This is a genomic window from Pseudoalteromonas sp. PSi26 (genome assembly GCF_054960575.1).
This window is the reverse complement of sequence record NZ_JBHNYT010000003.1, coordinates 86,904-102,489: the sequence shown is the minus strand read 5'-3', so window position 1 is coordinate 102,489 and position 15,586 is coordinate 86,904. Positions and strand designations below refer to the sequence as shown.

Genomic DNA, 15,586 nt, shown 5'->3' with positions numbered 1-15,586 from the left:
CAAGCAATTCACGTATTCTGATTATTCTTAACCTAATTTTAATGTGAAGGAACAAACGATGAAATTTGCACTAAAGTCTCTACTTGTTGCTAGCCTAGCACTTACTTCAACGATGGCATTAAGCCATAACCATGAATCAAGCTTAAGCCATGCAATAAAAGCAAGCGAACGAAGCGCTAAAAACAGTGCTCGTGATGAATATCGCCACCCTGAGCAAACATTGGCATTTTTTGGCTTTAAACCGTCAATGACCGTTGTTGAAATTGCGCCAGGCGGTGGTTGGTACAGTGAAATTTTAGCGCCAGCATTGAAAGAGCAAGGCTTATACTACGCTGCTCATTTCCCTAGCGACTCATCGGTTGGTTACTATCAACGTTCATTAGCTGCGTTTAAACAAAAAGTAGCTGAAGACGAACGCTTTAGTAATGTTAAAATTACAGAGTTTGCCCCTTTAACCCACCTAGATATTGCACCTGCAGAATCTGCCGATATGGTACTTACCTTCCGCAATGTGCATAACTGGTACATGGGTAAAGATACAGACGGTGCATTGAGCGCATTTAAAGCGTTTTATAAAGCACTAAAACCTGGTGGCACATTGGGTGTAGTTGAGCATCGTTTAGCCGAAAACCGTGCTGATGAAGATCAGAAAACATCAGGTTATATGAAACAGAGTTACGTGGTTAACCTTGCAAAGCAAGCAGGATTTGAGCTAGCAGCAACTAGCGAAATTAATGCGAACCCAAAAGATACAGCCGATCACCCTAAAGGGGTATGGACGCTACCACCTAGTTTACGTCTTGGCGAACAAGACGCTGAAAAATATAAAGCTATTGGTGAAAGCGACCGTATGACGCTTAAATTTAAAAAACCGCTTTAAATAGGAATAGTACGCCATGAATGTATTAGTCATTGGCAGCGGCGGCCGCGAACACGCACTTGCGTTCAAAGCCGCTCAAAACACAAAAGTAAACACGGTATTTGTAGCCCCAGGTAATGCGGGTACAGCCCTTGAACCTAAACTCGAAAATGTTGCAATTAACGTTGAAGACCTAGATGGGTTATTAAACTTTGCTCAGCAAAATAATGTAGAGCTTACCATTGTAGGGCCTGAAGTACCGTTAGTATTGGGTGTTGTGGATAAATTTCGTGAACATAATATGGCTATATTTGGTCCAACAGCGGGCGCTGCTCAGCTTGAAGGTTCGAAGTCATTCACGAAAGATTTTTTAGCACGCCACAATATTCCTACTGGCGACTACCAAACATTTGAACAAATAGACCCAGCCCTTGCTTATTTAAAAGAAAAAGGCGCACCGATTGTAATTAAAGCCGATGGCTTAGCTGCAGGTAAAGGGGTTATTGTTGCAATGGACGAGCGCGAAGCAGAAGACGCTATTCGCGATATGTTAGCGGGCAATGCCTTTGGTGATGCAGGTAGCCGTGTTGTTATTGAAGAGTTTTTGGATGGCGAAGAAGCGTCTTTCATTGTGATGGTAGATGGTAAAAACGTTCTTCCGTTTGCAACAAGTCAAGACCATAAACGTGCTTATAATGGCGATGCAGGTCCGAATACTGGCGGTATGGGTGCCTACTCTCCTGCGCCAGTGGTGACAAACGAAATCCACCAACGCATTATGGATGAAGTGATCATCCCTACAGTAGAAGGCATGGCAAAAGAAGGTCATCCGTACACTGGCTTCTTGTACGCAGGTTTAATGATAGATAGCTCAGGTACACCTAAAGTGATTGAGTATAACTGTCGTTTTGGCGACCCTGAAACACAACCTATGATGCTGCGTTTAAAATCAGATTTAGTTGAGCTGATAGAAGCGGCTAATCGTGTAGAGCTTGATAAAACCACCATTGAGTTTGACCCACGCGCAGCGGTAGGTGTCGTGCTTGCGGCTAGAGGTTACCCAGGAGATTATCCTAAAGGTGATGCTATTTCAGGCTTAAAAGTTAACTACCCTGCTGGCGAAAAAATATTTCATGCAGGTACTAAACAAAGCGGTAATGACGTTGTGACTGCTGGCGGACGCGTTTTATGTGCAACTGCGCTAGGTAATACCGTAACCGAGGCACAAGCACGAGCTTATGAGCTTATTAAAAGTATTAACTGGGAAGGCATGGAATACCGTACTGATATTGCTTATCGTGCCATTGCCCGTGAGCAGTAAGTTAGTAATTATTGATTGGTATAACCAGTTAATTTAACTAAAAAAGCGCAGTTCGCCTGCGCTTTTTTAGTGCTACACTAATTAAAAGTTTTTAAAAAGTAAGCATACATTGGAACTTAGAACTTTACGCTACCATTCACTAGCTGTTGCCATTTTGATATTTATATTTTTTATTATCAATACATTGGCTTCAAACCTAGTAGTGCCTACTCGTTACACAATTGATAAAACATCACCAATGTACCTCGATCACGCCTACTACATTGATGAAACCAAAAGCAAAACATTCGATACAATTATTAAGCAACCGAATTTACTCACCCATGCCCCTTTTTCAGAAATTCCTTGGAGCTTTACTCAACAAAATTATTGGTTGTTTCTTAATTTAGAAAACAAAAGCCAAAAAAGTCAAAAGGTAGTGGCTCACTTTGACAACCCAATGGCCGATCACCTCACAATTTATCGCTTAGATAAAAACAACCACATACTACAAACATATAAATTAGGCGATAGAGAAGAAAAATTGACTTTGTTTCAGTACAGCGTGCCACACATCAACTTTTTAATGGAGCAAAAATCAACTCAGCGCCTCGTTATAAAAATAGATACGGTAGGCATTAGCAAAACACCTATCAATTTATACCGCGATAAAGAATTTGTAGATCTTATGCGCTCTCAAACAGGTATTTGGGGAATATTTGCTGGCGTATTACTCATGGCCGCACTGTACAACCTAGTACTATATTTTGGCATAAAAGACCGTGTTTACCTTGTTTATATTGGTTACATAATTAGCGCACTAATACTAATGGGTATTGTGCTTGGATTTGGGTTTTACCTTTGGCCTTTAGAGTGGCAACTATTTTTTCATCACAAAGTCATTGTGAGTAATTACGCTGTTTCGTTTTTTACTCTCGCCTTTTGTACTATGTTTTTGCGCTACCATAAAGATAAGTGCTGGCGATACGCAATGAGCAAAGCTCTGCTTTCTCTTATGTTTGTTTTGGGTATAGCTAGCTTTTTTATTCCTGAAAACATCGCTGCGCCACTTTTCTTTTGCGTATTAGCGCTACTATATGTTGCATGTTTTATATTAATTTATAAAAAGCTGCGTAGTGGTTTTAGATGGGCTAAATTTTACGTTTTTTCGTGGGTACCACTCATTTTAGGTGCATTAATCCAACCACTAGAGCTCACAGGCGTTATTGATTACAGTTTTACCTCTCGCCATGCCTTTTTGGTGGCAATTTTATGTGAAATTGTATTAATGGCTATGGCGTTGGCAGACCGCGTACGCTATCAACGAGAGCGTGCTTTATATCATGCTACCCACACTCAGCAAACTAAGTTGCTCAATAGCTCTAAGCTCAAACAAGCATTTATGGCACTGCAAAGCCAAAACCGCTCTACCACTTTGTGCCTAATTAAAATATGTCATTTTAATTCGCTTAATACCATCATTACATCAACCCAAGGTTATACACTCATAAAGCATATTGCTGAGCGACTAGAAAATGAATTAATGCATGAAAGAGAGTTTGCAAACCTTGAAACCGATTTAAATAATAGTCCTCGGTTGGCTGATTTAAACAGTGGTGTATTTGCTTGTATTTCAACTAAAACTCAAAACTCAGATATACTCAAAACGGTGCTAGCAAAAGTAATTAGTAACCTTCCTAAGCAATATGAAATTAAAGGTTTAAGCCTGCAGCTCAATTATACAATTGGCATTAGTAGTGCAAACCAAAGTAATGATTTTGAATACTGGTTAAAGCGCGGTTATTTAGCTTTAAAAGATGCAAAAGGGCGTGCAGATCGCGTTGCGTCGTCTGCAGTTAATAACAACATAATAATGGATGTTAGTTTGGCAGCTCATTTGCAAAAAGCGATTAAAACAAACCAACTTGCCCTGTATTACCAGCCACAAATAAATTTAGTCAATAATCAAGTCACAGGAGCTGAAGCACTTCTTCGCTGGCCTGAGCCAAGCTATAATAATATTTCGATTGAAGAGCTTATAACTTTGGCTGAACATACAGGCATAATTAACGAGCTCACCTTATGGGTTATTGAACAAGCTTGTAAAGACATTGTAGAGCTAGTTAACAGCGGCCATAAAGAGCACACGATTAGTGTTAACTTAAGTGCTAAAAACTTAGCGATTAATAACTTAGCTGAAAAAATAGAAAATATATTAATTAAGCATCAAGTACCCGCTCATTTACTTAAGTTTGAATTAACTGAATCTGCTTTTGTAGAAAGCCAAAACGTGCTTATTAAATTAGTTGATGAATTATCAGCATTGGGCATAAAAGTTGTACTCGATGACTTTGGCACAGGTTACGCATCACTGAGCTACCTTGTTAACTACCACTTTAGCGAGCTTAAAATAGACAAGTCATTCGTTTTTGATATAGTAAATAACCCCGCTCACCAAGTCATAGTGCAAACATCTATTGATATGGCGCACCAGCTTAACTTGTCAATTACTGTAGAAGGTGTTGAAACTCAAGAGATCCACCAGCTATTAAAACAAATGAATGCAGACCGCGCACAAGGCTATTTATACGCTAAAGCATTACCTTATCCTGAGTACATTAACTTCTTAAAAAGCCAATACAGTTTAAAAATGTTAGACTCTTCTTTTTAAACATCTTTAGGGGCTATGTGAAGATGCAAGGCACACTGCGTAAATTAAAATCGAGCTTAACAGAACCCGTTCAATATCATCTTCCCGTTGGTGATGAGCTAGTTGATTTAAATGCCTTTATAGGTAAACAGCTAACGCTTACTTTTAGCGGCACTATTTTATGCGCTAACTGCGGTAAAAAAACCAAAAAAAGTTATTCTCAAGGGCATTGTTTTGTTTGTATGCGTAAGCTGGCTAGCTGCGATATGTGCATCATGAAACCAGAAACTTGCCACTACGACCAAGGCACATGCAGAGAGCCACAGTGGGGCGAAGAAAATTGCATGATCCCACATTACGTGTATTTAGCTAATACCTCAGGCTTGAAGGTGGGTATCACACGCCATACACAAATTCCTACGCGTTGGGTTGATCAAGGCGCCACTCAGGCTTTACCTATATTTAAAGTGCAAACACGCTTGCAGTCGGGCTTGGTGGAAGTTGCATTAGCCGAGTTTATTGCTGATAAAACTAATTGGCGTAATATGTTAAAAGGTCAAAACGAAACTATAGATCTCAAAGCCGCTGCTGCTGAACTTATTCCGCAAATTAGCGAAAAATTAAACGAGCTTAGTGAGCTATTTGGCGCAACAGCCATAGAGCAACTTGATGAAGACGTGGTTGATTTAAACTTTCCAGTCACTGAATACCCAACCAAAATCAGCTCATTTAACTTTGATAAAAATCCCGTTGTAAGCGGTATTTTACAAGGTATTAAAGGCCAATATTTAATATTTGATAACGGCGTTATTAATATACGTAAATTTACTTCATACGAAGTAACCGTAGGCTAACCATGTTAAACAGCTTTCCACAGTTAATGGTTATTTATAATGAGCTTGAAATAGCACACAACCAGCAAGAGCAAAATGAGTGCTTACACGGTGTTGCATCAAGTGAACTAACTAATGTGAGAGTACTTAATAAACAAGGTGAATACCTTAACCTACAAGGCCAATCTTGCTCAGCCTTAAACGAAGAGCAGCTAGCACACCTTGTTACTGCTTACCTATTAAATGAAGGGCATTGTTGCCTAGGTAAAATTAAAACGCTAAGTACTTCACAGGCATTTGATTTACTCGGGCTTTAAACATACTTTTAATAACTATTGCTCGCTAAGCACTTTAATATGCGCTACTGCACTTCTACCCAATGCTGATAGCGCATAGCCCCCTTCCAAATACGATATAATTCCCTTACAGCCACTTTCTTTTGTTACTTTGCATAGCTGCTCAGTGAGCCAAATGTAATCGTCTTCCACAAGATTCAGGCTTGCCATGTCATCTTCTACATGTGCGTCAAAACCTGCACTTATAAATAGCAGCTCAGGCTTAAAGTCCTTTAATTTTGGTAACCATTGGGTATTGAATACCTCTTTTAAATCGTCCCCATTACTTGCAATAGGTAAAGGCGAATTAACAATATGGCTATTATTTTTAACCGCTGTATTTGGGTAAAACGGGTATTGAAATAACGAGCAAAGCAGCACCCTTTCATCATCAATAAAAATGTCTTGGGTTCCATTGCCATGGTGCACATCAAAATCAGCAATCGCAATACGTTTGATGCCTTTGCTTTGTGCATACTTAACAGCAATCGCTAAGTTATTAAATACGCAAAACCCTGATGAAGACTGCTTATTGGCATGATGCCCTGGCGGGCGCACAGAGCAAAAAGCCGCATCTAGCTTATTTGCTAGTATTTCATCTACAGCTAACAGCCCGGCTCCCACCGCGCGTTCAATTGCTTTAAATGAGTCAGGGCAAAGCCATGTATCGCCATCAAGGCTATTTAACCCCTCTTGAGGAATTAAGCGCTCAACCAAATTAACCAGCGCCTCATCGTGCGCTAGTAAATAATGCTCTCGATGAGCTTTAGGCGCTTGTAAATGCTTTAACCCCACATCTACACCACTGGCAAGCAAGCGGTCAGTTATCGCATCTAAACGTTCTGGGCACTCAGGGTGGTCGTCTATCATTTTATGTTTACGGCAATGTGGATGTGAGATAACTGCAGTACGCATAAAAACTCCAAAAACCAAATAAGTGAAAAATTATTATAACAAAGCCACCCGATGGTGGCTTTGCGACTTTGGTGTATAGCTATATAACTTGAGCGTTAATCATTTAGTTTTTAAATTTAAATTTCTAAAGTCAAAACTAAAGTCGGTCACGGCTGTTGAAACTGCACGCATGTTGGCGCTATTAACACGGTTAGCTGTACTCATTTCAAAACTAATAAACGCATCGGCTTCGAGCAACTTTTCGTCCCACCTAACAATAAACGTATTGCCTGTATAGTGCTCAAGCTCCCCTTTTAAGCGTTTTGTGTGCGTAAAATCAATTCGTAATTTACCATCAAGCTCTTCAATAATAACGTCGCCATACCAATCATCGTGTAATGTACCAGTGTAATTTATACTAGGTAGCTGTGGCTGATAATCCGCAGGGGTTGGTGGTGTCGCGTTTGCGTACGCTTTTTGCTTACCCTCAAAATGCTTTTTGGCTAAATCTTCAACCCAATCTTTGTCCTCTAGATTGAGCACATCCTCAAGTACTTCGTGCGTAACAGCACTTAAAGCACTAAATGCTTGCTGATTAGACAAAATAACAATACCGAGTTTTTTTTCTGGTAGTAACGTAACTTGCGACACCATCCCTAAAATACCGCCACCATGACCTAGCTTTTTAAAGCCGTGGTAGTCCTCTATACTCCAACCTAAACCATAACCTCTAAATTGTTGATGGTATGCCTCAAAGGCACTTTTAGATGCCATAGAGGTAATGTGCGGATGCCACATTTGCGCTTGTTGTTTTTCACTAAACAATTGATCGCCATTAGGCATTTTGCCGCCAGTCAATTGAGTGCGTAGCCATTGGCTCATATCCTCTACACTCGATGCAATAGCACCTGCACCTCTAAAGTCTTCAAGGTAATTAACAAAAAATGGGTGTAAGCTTCCCTCCATTGGAATATGCCCTATTGCCCAGTTTTTATTATTTTTTGGAATACGCGAAAAACCTGCGCGTGAATTGGTCATTTTTAGCGGCTGTAAAATATGTTTTTCAACGTAATCGTTCCAGCTTATGCCAGATACACGCGCTACAACTTCACCTGCTGTTACAAACATCAGGTTGTTATAAGCGTATTTACTACGAAAACTGCTGGCTGGTTTTAAGTATTTTAACCCCGATAGAATATCAGCGACTGATTTATCTGTGCTTGGCCAAATCATTAAGTCGCCTTGCCCAAGGCCTAAACCACTACGGTGGCTTAGTAAATCGCGCACTCGCATTTCCCGGGTTACATATGAGTCGTATAATCTAAATTCGGGTAAATGGTCGATTACGCGGTCATCCCAGCGTAATTTCCCCTCATCGACTAATTTAGCTAACGCGGCGCTGGTAAATGCCTTTGTATTTGATGCAATACCAAATAACGTATCTTTATTTACTTCAGCCTTTGTATTTAGGTTTGCGATGCCAAACCCTTTAGCGAGTACAACCTCGTCATTTTCAACAATAGCAACGGCCATACCTGGCACATCAAAGCGCGCCATAGAGGTTTTAATGACGTCTTCTATTTTGTTGGTATCAACCTGTGCCCAAGTATTAAAAGTAGCACTGGCCAGTAGTGTAAAAGCCGCTAAATTAGTCAGTTTCATGTTAGTCCTTTTATTATTGATGCACTGCAAATTCAATTGCTGCGCGTTCTTTATTAGGATCGCTCTTTTGTGGGCGATTAAGTATTGCATCACTGTAAGACTTTGGTACGCCCGCTTCAAGTGCTCCGCGATGAACATGTTTAACGTACCAATCGTAGGGTAAAACGTCCTCGTCGTGTGTATTTGCAATATAACAATGGGTATCAATTGTTTGCCCATTTAACAGCTCAACCGTTATATCTACACAGTCGTAACCTGGGCCTTCTATCGCATCTAAAGTGAGTTTTTCGTCAGTGTTAACCTCATAGACCACACCGTATACTAAGGCATCTGCTATATCAGTTTTTTGAATACTGCATTTACCCGAACCATCAGAAAAAAGCATATCAAAGGTTAGCTCATAACCTTTAAGGATTGCTGTGCCCACACGCTTTGCGTTTGGCAAACGTGCCAACAAACGATTAGACGACATGTTAGATCCAAACGAAAAATTATATAAAGGCATGTTTACTCCTGCTTGTATTACATACATTGAACAAGTTAAATAACAACACGTACAGCCAACGCAATTAAAACAACGCCAATACCTCGGTCAAACCAGTAGCCGCGTTGCTGAAAAAAATCACGCACGCAGGCTTTAGAAAGTACCAACGAAAGCGCAGAGAACCACGCCCATGTTGCAAGCGCCATATAAATACCATAACCAATTTGCACACTCACTGGCGTTGTTTGACTTATTACCAAGGTAAATAACGACATAAAAAAGAGTGTGGCTTTTGGGTTCAGTGCGTTAGTGAAAAAACCACGTCTAAAAGCAACCAAAACAGACTCCTCTGGAGCTGTTTGGTTATCAATATTATTGGTTGATGATGCGCCCGGCTTAGCTGCTCTTAGTGCTTGTATTCCAAGATAAGCCAAATAAGCGCCTGCTACATATTTAAGTGTCATAAACAAACTAGGCGATTGAGACAAAATAAGTGCCACACCCATTACACAATAAGCGATATGCAACAAAATAGCGCCGCCAACGCCTGCACTTGTCCACAATGCGTTTCGCCTGCCTTGTTGCACACTTTGCTTAAGCACAACCGCAAAGTCAGGGCCTGGGCTTGCTACTGCAAAAAAGTGAGCAATAACAATTAATAAAAATTCATCTAAATAATCCAAACTTATCCCTGCTAGTTAGGTGCATACGCCAGTAATAACGGGTTTGCCGATTCACTCACCAGCGCTTTAATTTCTTTTTGCGCTTTTTTGAATTGGCTTCGTAAATGGGGCTTTAAATGTTTTTTAGATACGTTGTCTTTTTTGAAGTAGCAAACCAAAGCATGCATAAATACCGTATGTGTTTCGCTCAATTGTGCTTCACGGTTAGCGTACGGGTTGTAACATGAGCCGCACCCGCCTTTAAACTGATACACCGTATTGCTCATCATGACACCAAAACCTAAAAAACAGGCAAGCGCATCAGCAGCTTGGGGTAAAAAGTCCTTCCCCCCTGGAGGCAATACACCAACATGATGAATCATAATAGTAGCCAGTGTTCCGGCAAAACTGGCTACTAAATCTTGCGGCTGATTTATTTGATTAGGATTAAACGAAATATTAATAGCATGGCTCGGCGGCACAATTAACTCACAGCGCTCACCACGTATTACACTACTAAACTCAAAACGAGGAAACACTTGTGGCTGTAATTGCTGAGGCGCAACTAATTGAATTGGCCATGCATTCATTCCCGCATACATAGTTACTCGCTTAAATACGCTGGTGGCCATTTGCTCAATACTTGATACCGAATCAGGAAAATATTGCCCTGTAGGCAATATTATTTGCGTATGTTTCGTAAAAAACTCAGCATCAAAATTTTCTACAGCCCAAATAAAAGTATCAATAAGCCATTGCTGCTCTTGTTGCTCTAACAAAGGCGTTGATTTAAATAACGCTAACATAGTGTACTCTTAATTTAATTATTCTTGCTCTTGTGCCCACTGCCATGCTTTAGTGTTATATAAAGGCACAGTAGATAATGCATGGTGATGACTGCCGCTCGACTCTTTTGTTGAATACGACAAATATAATAATGTGCGCGTTTTTGCATCGTATATTCGACGCACTTTTAACGATTTAAATAAAATGCTCTTTGATGACTTAAACACCACCTCACCAGACTTACTACGATCAATTTCTTGTAATTGCTCCGCGGTGATAGGCCCAGTTTGACGACACGCAATCGACATGTCTGACGGATCAGAAAAGTCTAAGTCGGCCTCAACATGACTAATGTGACACGTTACGCCTTTAATAATCGGATCTTGCTGCGAGTTCACCACCACATCTTTTGTAGTAAACAAACCTAAGCTCACCGACGCCACATCATCAGAGCAGGCACTTAACGTAATTACTGCGCCCATTAGCAGGGCTAAACGTTTAATTTTTTGCTGAAATTTCATACTCATCCTTAATTTAAGCTAGGTTTTTTTACACGCCTATTTTAATAAGCTTGGGTTCACCTGTGTGTTTTTATACTAACATCAAAAATCAGCACAACTAAATTAGTTTAAAACAAACATTTTAGCCGTATGGGGTTTAGCGAGCCGTCGTGTATTTGTTACAATTAACGACACGCTTAATGCAGTAACCAACAGGAACCACCCGCATGCCGCACATTATTATTGAGCACTCAGAAGACCTCCCTGTATTACCTCAAGTACTGGTAGAAAAAATCCATAAATGCACATTCGAAAGCGGTTTATTTGATTTAGAAACTATAAAAACTCGCGCAGTTGCATATCAGCAGTATCAATTGGGTGTGGGTAAAGAAGGGTTTATACATGTGCAAGCACACATTATGGCAGGGCGAACAGTAGAGCAAAAGCAAACTCTGAGTGAGCACCTACTTGCGTGTTTAAAAACCTATTGCAGGGAGTCTGACAGTTTAAGCGTTAATATTTACGACATGGACCACGAGATATATCGTAAAAATTAACACAATTCAGGCCTTGTACTCATCGTCACAAGGCCACTCGTCTTCAGTCAAAATATGCTTTGCCAATAGCGATGCCCTAAGCGCCATTATTTTACTTTTTAACTCATCACGTATCAGCCTTATTGCAGGCGAAATAAACTGCCGGCTCGGAAGCACTAACCACATTTCTGTTAAGGGTATTTTATAATCGGGTATTATTCGTTTGAGCTTACCGCTAAGCAAATCATCTGCTACATCAATGGCTGACTTTTTAGCGATCCCGGCACCATCAATACACCAGCGCCTTACAATATCACCATCGTTTACAGCTCTATCACTGTTCATTTTAACTTTGTATTGCTGTGTATTATCATAAAACTCCCAATCAGCGTGCACTACTTCGTAAAGTTTGTAGAGTAATGCGTTGTGCTCGCTCAAATCGTTCGGCACTAACGGCTCGCCATTCAGTTTTAGGTAACTAGGTGAAGCGCACACCACGTGTGGAATATTACAAATTTTAAATCCATATAAATTAAGCTCCTCAGCTACACCTTTTTTCATCGCTCTTAATGCAACATCAATTCCATCACGATAAAAATCAGCACGGCTATCACTTGCATGCAATCTCAAAGTTATAGAACTATGAATATCCATAAGCTCATTAAGTAAAACACGCATTAAATTACGTCCCATTTCAGACGACACCGCCATTCGCACTTCGCCTGTAATACACTCCTGCTTTTCATTAATAGCCGCTTGCCCTTGCATTAGTAGCCCAAGCGCCTGTTCGCATAAGGGTAAGTAACGCTCACCTTCAGCGGTCAGTCTTATCTTTCTAGTAGTGCGAACAAATAGCTGTGTACCAAGAGCTTGCTCTATTCGTTTAATAGAGACGCTGGCTGCCGACGAGCTCATATCTAATTGATGCGCTGCCGCTGTTATTGACTGAAGCTGTGCAACTTTTAGCAATACGCGTAAATCTGCAATTTTCATACGTGCCTTTTCATAAAATTTAACAGGTTAATAAAACTATTATCCACGTTTTAACGAAAGTGTATTAAACATTGGCCTGTTTATCGAATGAAAAACACTCGCTATTGTGTCAGTATATCAACGCAAAGGAAACTATTTATGAAATGTAAAATTGTTTTATCAGCTTTCATGCTCACAACTTCGCTTATATCTGTACCTACTTTTGCAGACGAAAACGTATCAAAAGTAATACCTGCCAACAAAGTAAAATGGGGCTACTTAAACCCATTAAGAGGCGAGCAAAGTCCCGGTGCAGCCGATTTATGGGGCGATCGTACCGCAGATACCGCAACAGGTATGCTAGTACGCTTTAAAAAAGGGTTTGAGTCCCCGCCGCATATTCATAACATTACTTACCGAGGTATCGTAATTAAAGGCCAAATGCACAATGACGACCCCACAGCTGAAAAAATGTGGATGCCTGCGGGATCATTTTGGACACAACCTGCCGGTGAAAACCATACTACTGCAGCAAATGGCACTACAAATCTAATTTACCTAGAAATAGACTCAGGCCCTTATTTAGTAAAACCAACAAACAAACAGTTTAATAATGGTGAACGCCCATTAAACGTTCATAAAGACAACCTTGTTTGGCTAGACAAAAACGACGTAAACAATATTAATGCTAAAGGTGTACAAACAACCTACCTTTGGGGAAACACCGAGACAATGTACGGCTCAATGATAAAACTACCAGCCGGGTTTAAGGGGGAAATTAGCACAAATGCAAATGAGTTTCGTGCAGTAATAATTGCAGGCAACGTGCAATACAGCTCAAAAAGTAACTCACAAAACTTAAGTGCAGGTAGCTTTGTAGAATCTGCGGGTAAGTTCATCCACCCGCTTGAAAACAAAAGCAATATACCAGCAACTATTTACATTCGCAGCAATGGCTTATACCACGTAGATTAGCGTGTTATAGCTACGTAAAAACTAAAAAGCGCACTAATACGTGCGCTCATTTAACTGCTGGTGATTAAAAGCTGTAACGTGCAGTTAAGCTAATATAATCTAAATCATCTATTGTGGTGTAGCTAGTACCTACAGAGAAATTTGTATTCACATAGTAACGAGCACCTAACGTAATAGCTGTTTCACTGTCATCTGCAATATCAATGTAACCTAAGCGGCCATCAATTTCGATGCTATCAGTTAGCATTGATCTAACACCAACAGATATTCCATAGCCATTTTCATCATCCGACAAATCAGTACCGCTGAACGATACTTCAGTTTCAATGTTTTCGTACGTTACTAAACCATAAAAGTCAGTGCTTTCACTAATTGCAGTACGGTAACCCACGCCTGCGCTCAACCAATTTAGATCTACATCCAAACCATCTTCTGAGTCGCCTACAGTCTTATATTGACCAGACACAAAAAAGTTATCGCCTAGTAATTTACTACCATCAAGCGTCCAACCGTTTAAATCATCGCCATCAAGATCTGCATTTAAATAACCGCCAGACACATAATTAAAGTTAGGTGTTTCTGCAAATGCAGCTGGGGTGGCAAAAACTGAGCTCAGTAATAAAAGAGCGACTTTATTCATTTTCATGGTACTTCCTTTTAGATATATTTAAACAACATATTGTTGTACCCAATAAAATACACACCTATACTATTGATTGCAATAAGAAAGTTAATAGATTAATTAAAAATCAATATATCAACCAATAAAGGATAATAATTTAGGGCTTTGGATTTTAAGTGCGTAAAAATTTAATAGGGATCTACTTGGAAAGTGGTGGCCCCTCCCAGACTCGAACTGGGGACCTAACGATTATGAGTCGTGTGCTCTAACCAACTGAGCTAAGGGGCCAACTTTATATAACTGCAAGGCAGTTAATTTTTGAAGCGTTTAGCCACAGAGCGACTAAAGCGGGTTGCAGTATAAAAACTTTTTTAGGGCTTGTCACTACCAAAAACCTTTATTTTAACAATCAATAAGCTAACTGCTTAAATTGTAATCTTTTAAAGAGTTTGAATGGGTAAATTTGGGGAGTTTTAGGAAAATAAAGTTAAAATGATTAAAAATAATATTTATTAATAGAATGTGCTGAGCGATATTTACTTACATCTGGCGTAAACATAGCTCAGCTACGCATTATTTTTTAGCAATAATATAAATTGCATGTATTAACCCAGGGAAGTAACCCAATAGCGTTAATAAAATATTAATCCAAAAATGCATACCTAAGCCCACTTGTAAAAAAACACCCAGTGGTGGTAGCAAAACAGACAGTATTATGCGAATGATATCCATTATTTAGCTCCTTCAAACAGTTAAAAACAAAAAGCCCAGCAATGCTGGGCTTTGAGTATAACGTTATTCAGCTACGATAGATAAGTTATCTACCACATCACGTACGTCTTCAGCATTTTTAGCAATTTCAATTGCCAACTGCTTCTCCGCTGATGATTCAACCGAGCCGTTTAATGTAACAACACCATTATCGGTGTCTACATCAATATCGGTTCCACCTACTTCAGAATCAAATAGGAAACGTGTTGTAATAACAGTGGTGATTTTAGCGTCCGTTAGGTCGTTATCATCATCCATCATTTTAGAATCTGTATGTTTAGCGCTCATGTTTTTAACAACGGTTAGGCTGTTTTCAACATCCATGACGCCATCTAGACTAAGTACAAGCTCTTCTGCTAGCTCTTTTTCTACTTCGCTATCAACTTTACCTGTAAGTACTACCTTGCCATTTGTTACATCAGTGTTTATGTCAAAGTTGTTTAGGTCTGTGTTCATAAGAAGCACAGTTTCTGCCTTGCCATCAATCCAAGCATCTTTACTTTCGTTTTCCCAGCTGTTTGCTTGTGCACCCATTGCTGTTGTACCAAGAACTAACGCGACGATAATAGATTTGTTAAATGTTTTCATAATCTTTCTCCTTTTGATTAAAGACACTTTAACTAATGCGAACATCAAGCCAACTTTATTTACCATTAAAAATCATAAACTTAACGAGAACCATAGACTCTTATAGGTTTAACGTATTCCCCCTATTTACAGGCAAGTGAGTAAAACTTTCTCAAAG

17 protein-coding genes and 1 tRNA gene are annotated in these 15,586 nt (G+C 39.8%); 7 read left to right on the top strand and 11 right to left on the bottom strand.

The window, feature by feature from the left end:
- The first annotated feature begins 58 nt into the window (after positions 1-58).
- The 5 genes from ACFI34_RS04290 (at position 59) to ACFI34_RS04270 (ending at position 5,959) form a co-directional block, all read left to right on the top strand.
- Positions 59-880 (top strand): class I SAM-dependent methyltransferase, encoded by an 822-nt coding sequence (locus ACFI34_RS04290; protein ID WP_462672532.1) that lies wholly within the window; start codon positions 59-61, stop codon positions 878-880.
- A 16-nt stretch (positions 881-896) separates the two neighbouring features.
- Positions 897-2,180, top strand: coding sequence for a phosphoribosylamine--glycine ligase (purD, locus tag ACFI34_RS04285; RefSeq protein ID WP_462672531.1), 1,284 nt, complete (start codon positions 897-899; stop codon positions 2,178-2,180).
- Positions 2,181-2,289: 109 nt separating this feature from the next.
- The gene (locus ACFI34_RS04280; RefSeq protein WP_462672530.1) at positions 2,290-4,830 is read left to right on the top strand and encodes an EAL domain-containing protein; all 2,541 of its coding nucleotides are present in this window, start codon (positions 2,290-2,292) and stop codon (positions 4,828-4,830) included.
- A gap of 23 nt (positions 4,831-4,853) precedes the next feature.
- Positions 4,854-5,663, top strand: a complete 810-nt coding sequence (locus tag ACFI34_RS04275; protein ID WP_462672529.1) for a DUF2797 domain-containing protein — start codon at positions 4,854-4,856, stop codon at positions 5,661-5,663.
- 2 nt (positions 5,664-5,665) lie between these two features.
- Positions 5,666-5,959: a hypothetical protein gene (locus tag ACFI34_RS04270; RefSeq protein ID WP_462672528.1), complete on the top strand. Its 294-nt coding sequence runs from the start codon at positions 5,666-5,668 to the stop codon at positions 5,957-5,959.
- 15 nt (positions 5,960-5,974) lie between these two features.
- Here ACFI34_RS04270 and ACFI34_RS04265 read toward each other — a convergent pair whose 3' ends face one another.
- From ACFI34_RS04265 to ACFI34_RS04240, 6 genes are all read right to left on the bottom strand, one after another.
- Positions 5,975-6,892 carry a histone deacetylase family protein gene (locus ACFI34_RS04265; RefSeq protein WP_462672527.1) on the bottom strand — a complete coding sequence of 306 codons (918 nt, stop codon included), beginning with the start codon at positions 6,890-6,892 and terminating at the stop codon, positions 5,975-5,977.
- Between the two features lie 99 nt (positions 6,893-6,991).
- Positions 6,992-8,533: a serine hydrolase gene (locus ACFI34_RS04260; protein ID WP_462672526.1), complete on the bottom strand. Its 1,542-nt coding sequence runs from the start codon at positions 8,531-8,533 to the stop codon at positions 6,992-6,994.
- Between the two features lie 13 nt (positions 8,534-8,546).
- Positions 8,547-9,038 carry a gamma-glutamylcyclotransferase family protein gene (locus tag ACFI34_RS04255; RefSeq protein WP_462672525.1) on the bottom strand — a complete coding sequence of 164 codons (492 nt, stop codon included), beginning with the start codon at positions 9,036-9,038 and terminating at the stop codon, positions 8,547-8,549.
- 35 nt (positions 9,039-9,073) lie between these two features.
- The gene (locus ACFI34_RS04250; RefSeq protein ID WP_462672524.1) at positions 9,074-9,700 is read right to left on the bottom strand and encodes a LysE family translocator; all 627 of its coding nucleotides are present in this window, start codon (positions 9,698-9,700) and stop codon (positions 9,074-9,076) included.
- Positions 9,701-9,711: 11 nt separating this feature from the next.
- Positions 9,712-10,485, bottom strand: coding sequence for a hypothetical protein (locus ACFI34_RS04245; RefSeq protein WP_462672523.1), 774 nt, complete (start codon positions 10,483-10,485; stop codon positions 9,712-9,714).
- An 18-nt stretch (positions 10,486-10,503) separates the two neighbouring features.
- Complete coding sequence (locus ACFI34_RS04240; RefSeq protein ID WP_462672522.1) at positions 10,504-10,986, bottom strand: CreA family protein; 483 nt, start codon at positions 10,984-10,986, stop codon at positions 10,504-10,506.
- A gap of 206 nt (positions 10,987-11,192) precedes the next feature.
- Between ACFI34_RS04240 and ACFI34_RS04235 the strand changes: the two genes are divergently transcribed.
- Positions 11,193-11,522, top strand: a complete 330-nt coding sequence (locus ACFI34_RS04235; RefSeq protein WP_006791175.1) for a 5-carboxymethyl-2-hydroxymuconate Delta-isomerase — start codon at positions 11,193-11,195, stop codon at positions 11,520-11,522.
- Between the two features lie 6 nt (positions 11,523-11,528).
- On the opposite strand, the gene ACFI34_RS04230 is transcribed toward ACFI34_RS04235, so the two are convergent.
- A complete protein-coding gene (locus ACFI34_RS04230) occupies positions 11,529-12,494 on the bottom strand; it encodes a LysR family transcriptional regulator (protein WP_462672521.1) in 966 nt (321 codons plus the stop codon).
- Between the two features lie 138 nt (positions 12,495-12,632).
- Between ACFI34_RS04230 and ACFI34_RS04225 the strand changes: the two genes are divergently transcribed.
- Positions 12,633-13,448, top strand: a complete 816-nt coding sequence (locus ACFI34_RS04225; protein ID WP_462672520.1) for a DUF4437 domain-containing protein — start codon at positions 12,633-12,635, stop codon at positions 13,446-13,448.
- Between the two features lie 64 nt (positions 13,449-13,512).
- On the opposite strand, the gene ACFI34_RS04220 is transcribed toward ACFI34_RS04225, so the two are convergent.
- The 4 genes from ACFI34_RS04220 to ACFI34_RS04205 all read right to left on the bottom strand — a co-directional run bounded on the left by ACFI34_RS04220 (position 13,513) and on the right by ACFI34_RS04205 (position 15,429).
- Positions 13,513-14,094 carry an outer membrane beta-barrel protein gene (locus tag ACFI34_RS04220; RefSeq protein ID WP_462672519.1) on the bottom strand — a complete coding sequence of 194 codons (582 nt, stop codon included), beginning with the start codon at positions 14,092-14,094 and terminating at the stop codon, positions 13,513-13,515.
- A 187-nt stretch (positions 14,095-14,281) separates the two neighbouring features.
- Positions 14,282-14,358 (bottom strand) — tRNA-Ile (locus tag ACFI34_RS04215).
- Between the two features lie 285 nt (positions 14,359-14,643).
- On the bottom strand, positions 14,644-14,802 hold the full coding sequence (locus ACFI34_RS04210; RefSeq protein WP_006791179.1) for a YqaE/Pmp3 family membrane protein: 159 nt from the start codon (positions 14,800-14,802) through the stop codon (positions 14,644-14,646).
- A gap of 63 nt (positions 14,803-14,865) precedes the next feature.
- Positions 14,866-15,429, bottom strand: a complete 564-nt coding sequence (locus ACFI34_RS04205) for a BON domain-containing protein (RefSeq protein WP_462672518.1) — start codon at positions 15,427-15,429, stop codon at positions 14,866-14,868.
- Positions 15,430-15,586 lie beyond the last annotated feature (157 nt).

Excerpts from the sequence above, each read along its gene's own strand:
- ACFI34_RS04290 (WP_462672532.1), top strand. The coding sequence starts at position 59 with ATGAAATTTGCACTAAAGTCTCTACTTGTTGCTAGCCTAGCACTTACT.
- purD (WP_462672531.1), top strand. The coding sequence starts at position 897 with ATGAATGTATTAGTCATTGGCAGCGGCGGCCGCGAACACGCACTTGCG.
- ACFI34_RS04275 (WP_462672529.1), top strand. The coding sequence starts at position 4,854 with ATGCAAGGCACACTGCGTAAATTAAAATCGAGCTTAACAGAACCCGTT.
- ACFI34_RS04270 (WP_462672528.1), top strand. The coding sequence starts at position 5,666 with ATGTTAAACAGCTTTCCACAGTTAATGGTTATTTATAATGAGCTTGAA.
- ACFI34_RS04265 (WP_462672527.1), bottom strand. The coding sequence starts at position 6,892 with ATGCGTACTGCAGTTATCTCACATCCACATTGCCGTAAACATAAAATG.
- ACFI34_RS04260 (WP_462672526.1), bottom strand. The coding sequence starts at position 8,533 with ATGAAACTGACTAATTTAGCGGCTTTTACACTACTGGCCAGTGCTACT.
- ACFI34_RS04255 (WP_462672525.1), bottom strand. The coding sequence starts at position 9,038 with ATGCCTTTATATAATTTTTCGTTTGGATCTAACATGTCGTCTAATCGT.
- ACFI34_RS04245 (WP_462672523.1), bottom strand. The coding sequence starts at position 10,485 with ATGTTAGCGTTATTTAAATCAACGCCTTTGTTAGAGCAACAAGAGCAG.
- ACFI34_RS04240 (WP_462672522.1), bottom strand. The coding sequence starts at position 10,986 with ATGAAATTTCAGCAAAAAATTAAACGTTTAGCCCTGCTAATGGGCGCA.
- ACFI34_RS04235 (WP_006791175.1), top strand. The coding sequence starts at position 11,193 with ATGCCGCACATTATTATTGAGCACTCAGAAGACCTCCCTGTATTACCT.
- ACFI34_RS04230 (WP_462672521.1), bottom strand. The coding sequence starts at position 12,494 with ATGAAAATTGCAGATTTACGCGTATTGCTAAAAGTTGCACAGCTTCAG.
- ACFI34_RS04225 (WP_462672520.1), top strand. The coding sequence starts at position 12,633 with ATGAAATGTAAAATTGTTTTATCAGCTTTCATGCTCACAACTTCGCTT.
- ACFI34_RS04220 (WP_462672519.1), bottom strand. The coding sequence starts at position 14,094 with ATGAAAATGAATAAAGTCGCTCTTTTATTACTGAGCTCAGTTTTTGCC.
- ACFI34_RS04210 (WP_006791179.1), bottom strand. The coding sequence starts at position 14,802 with ATGGATATCATTCGCATAATACTGTCTGTTTTGCTACCACCACTGGGT.
- ACFI34_RS04205 (WP_462672518.1), bottom strand. The coding sequence starts at position 15,429 with ATGAAAACATTTAACAAATCTATTATCGTCGCGTTAGTTCTTGGTACA.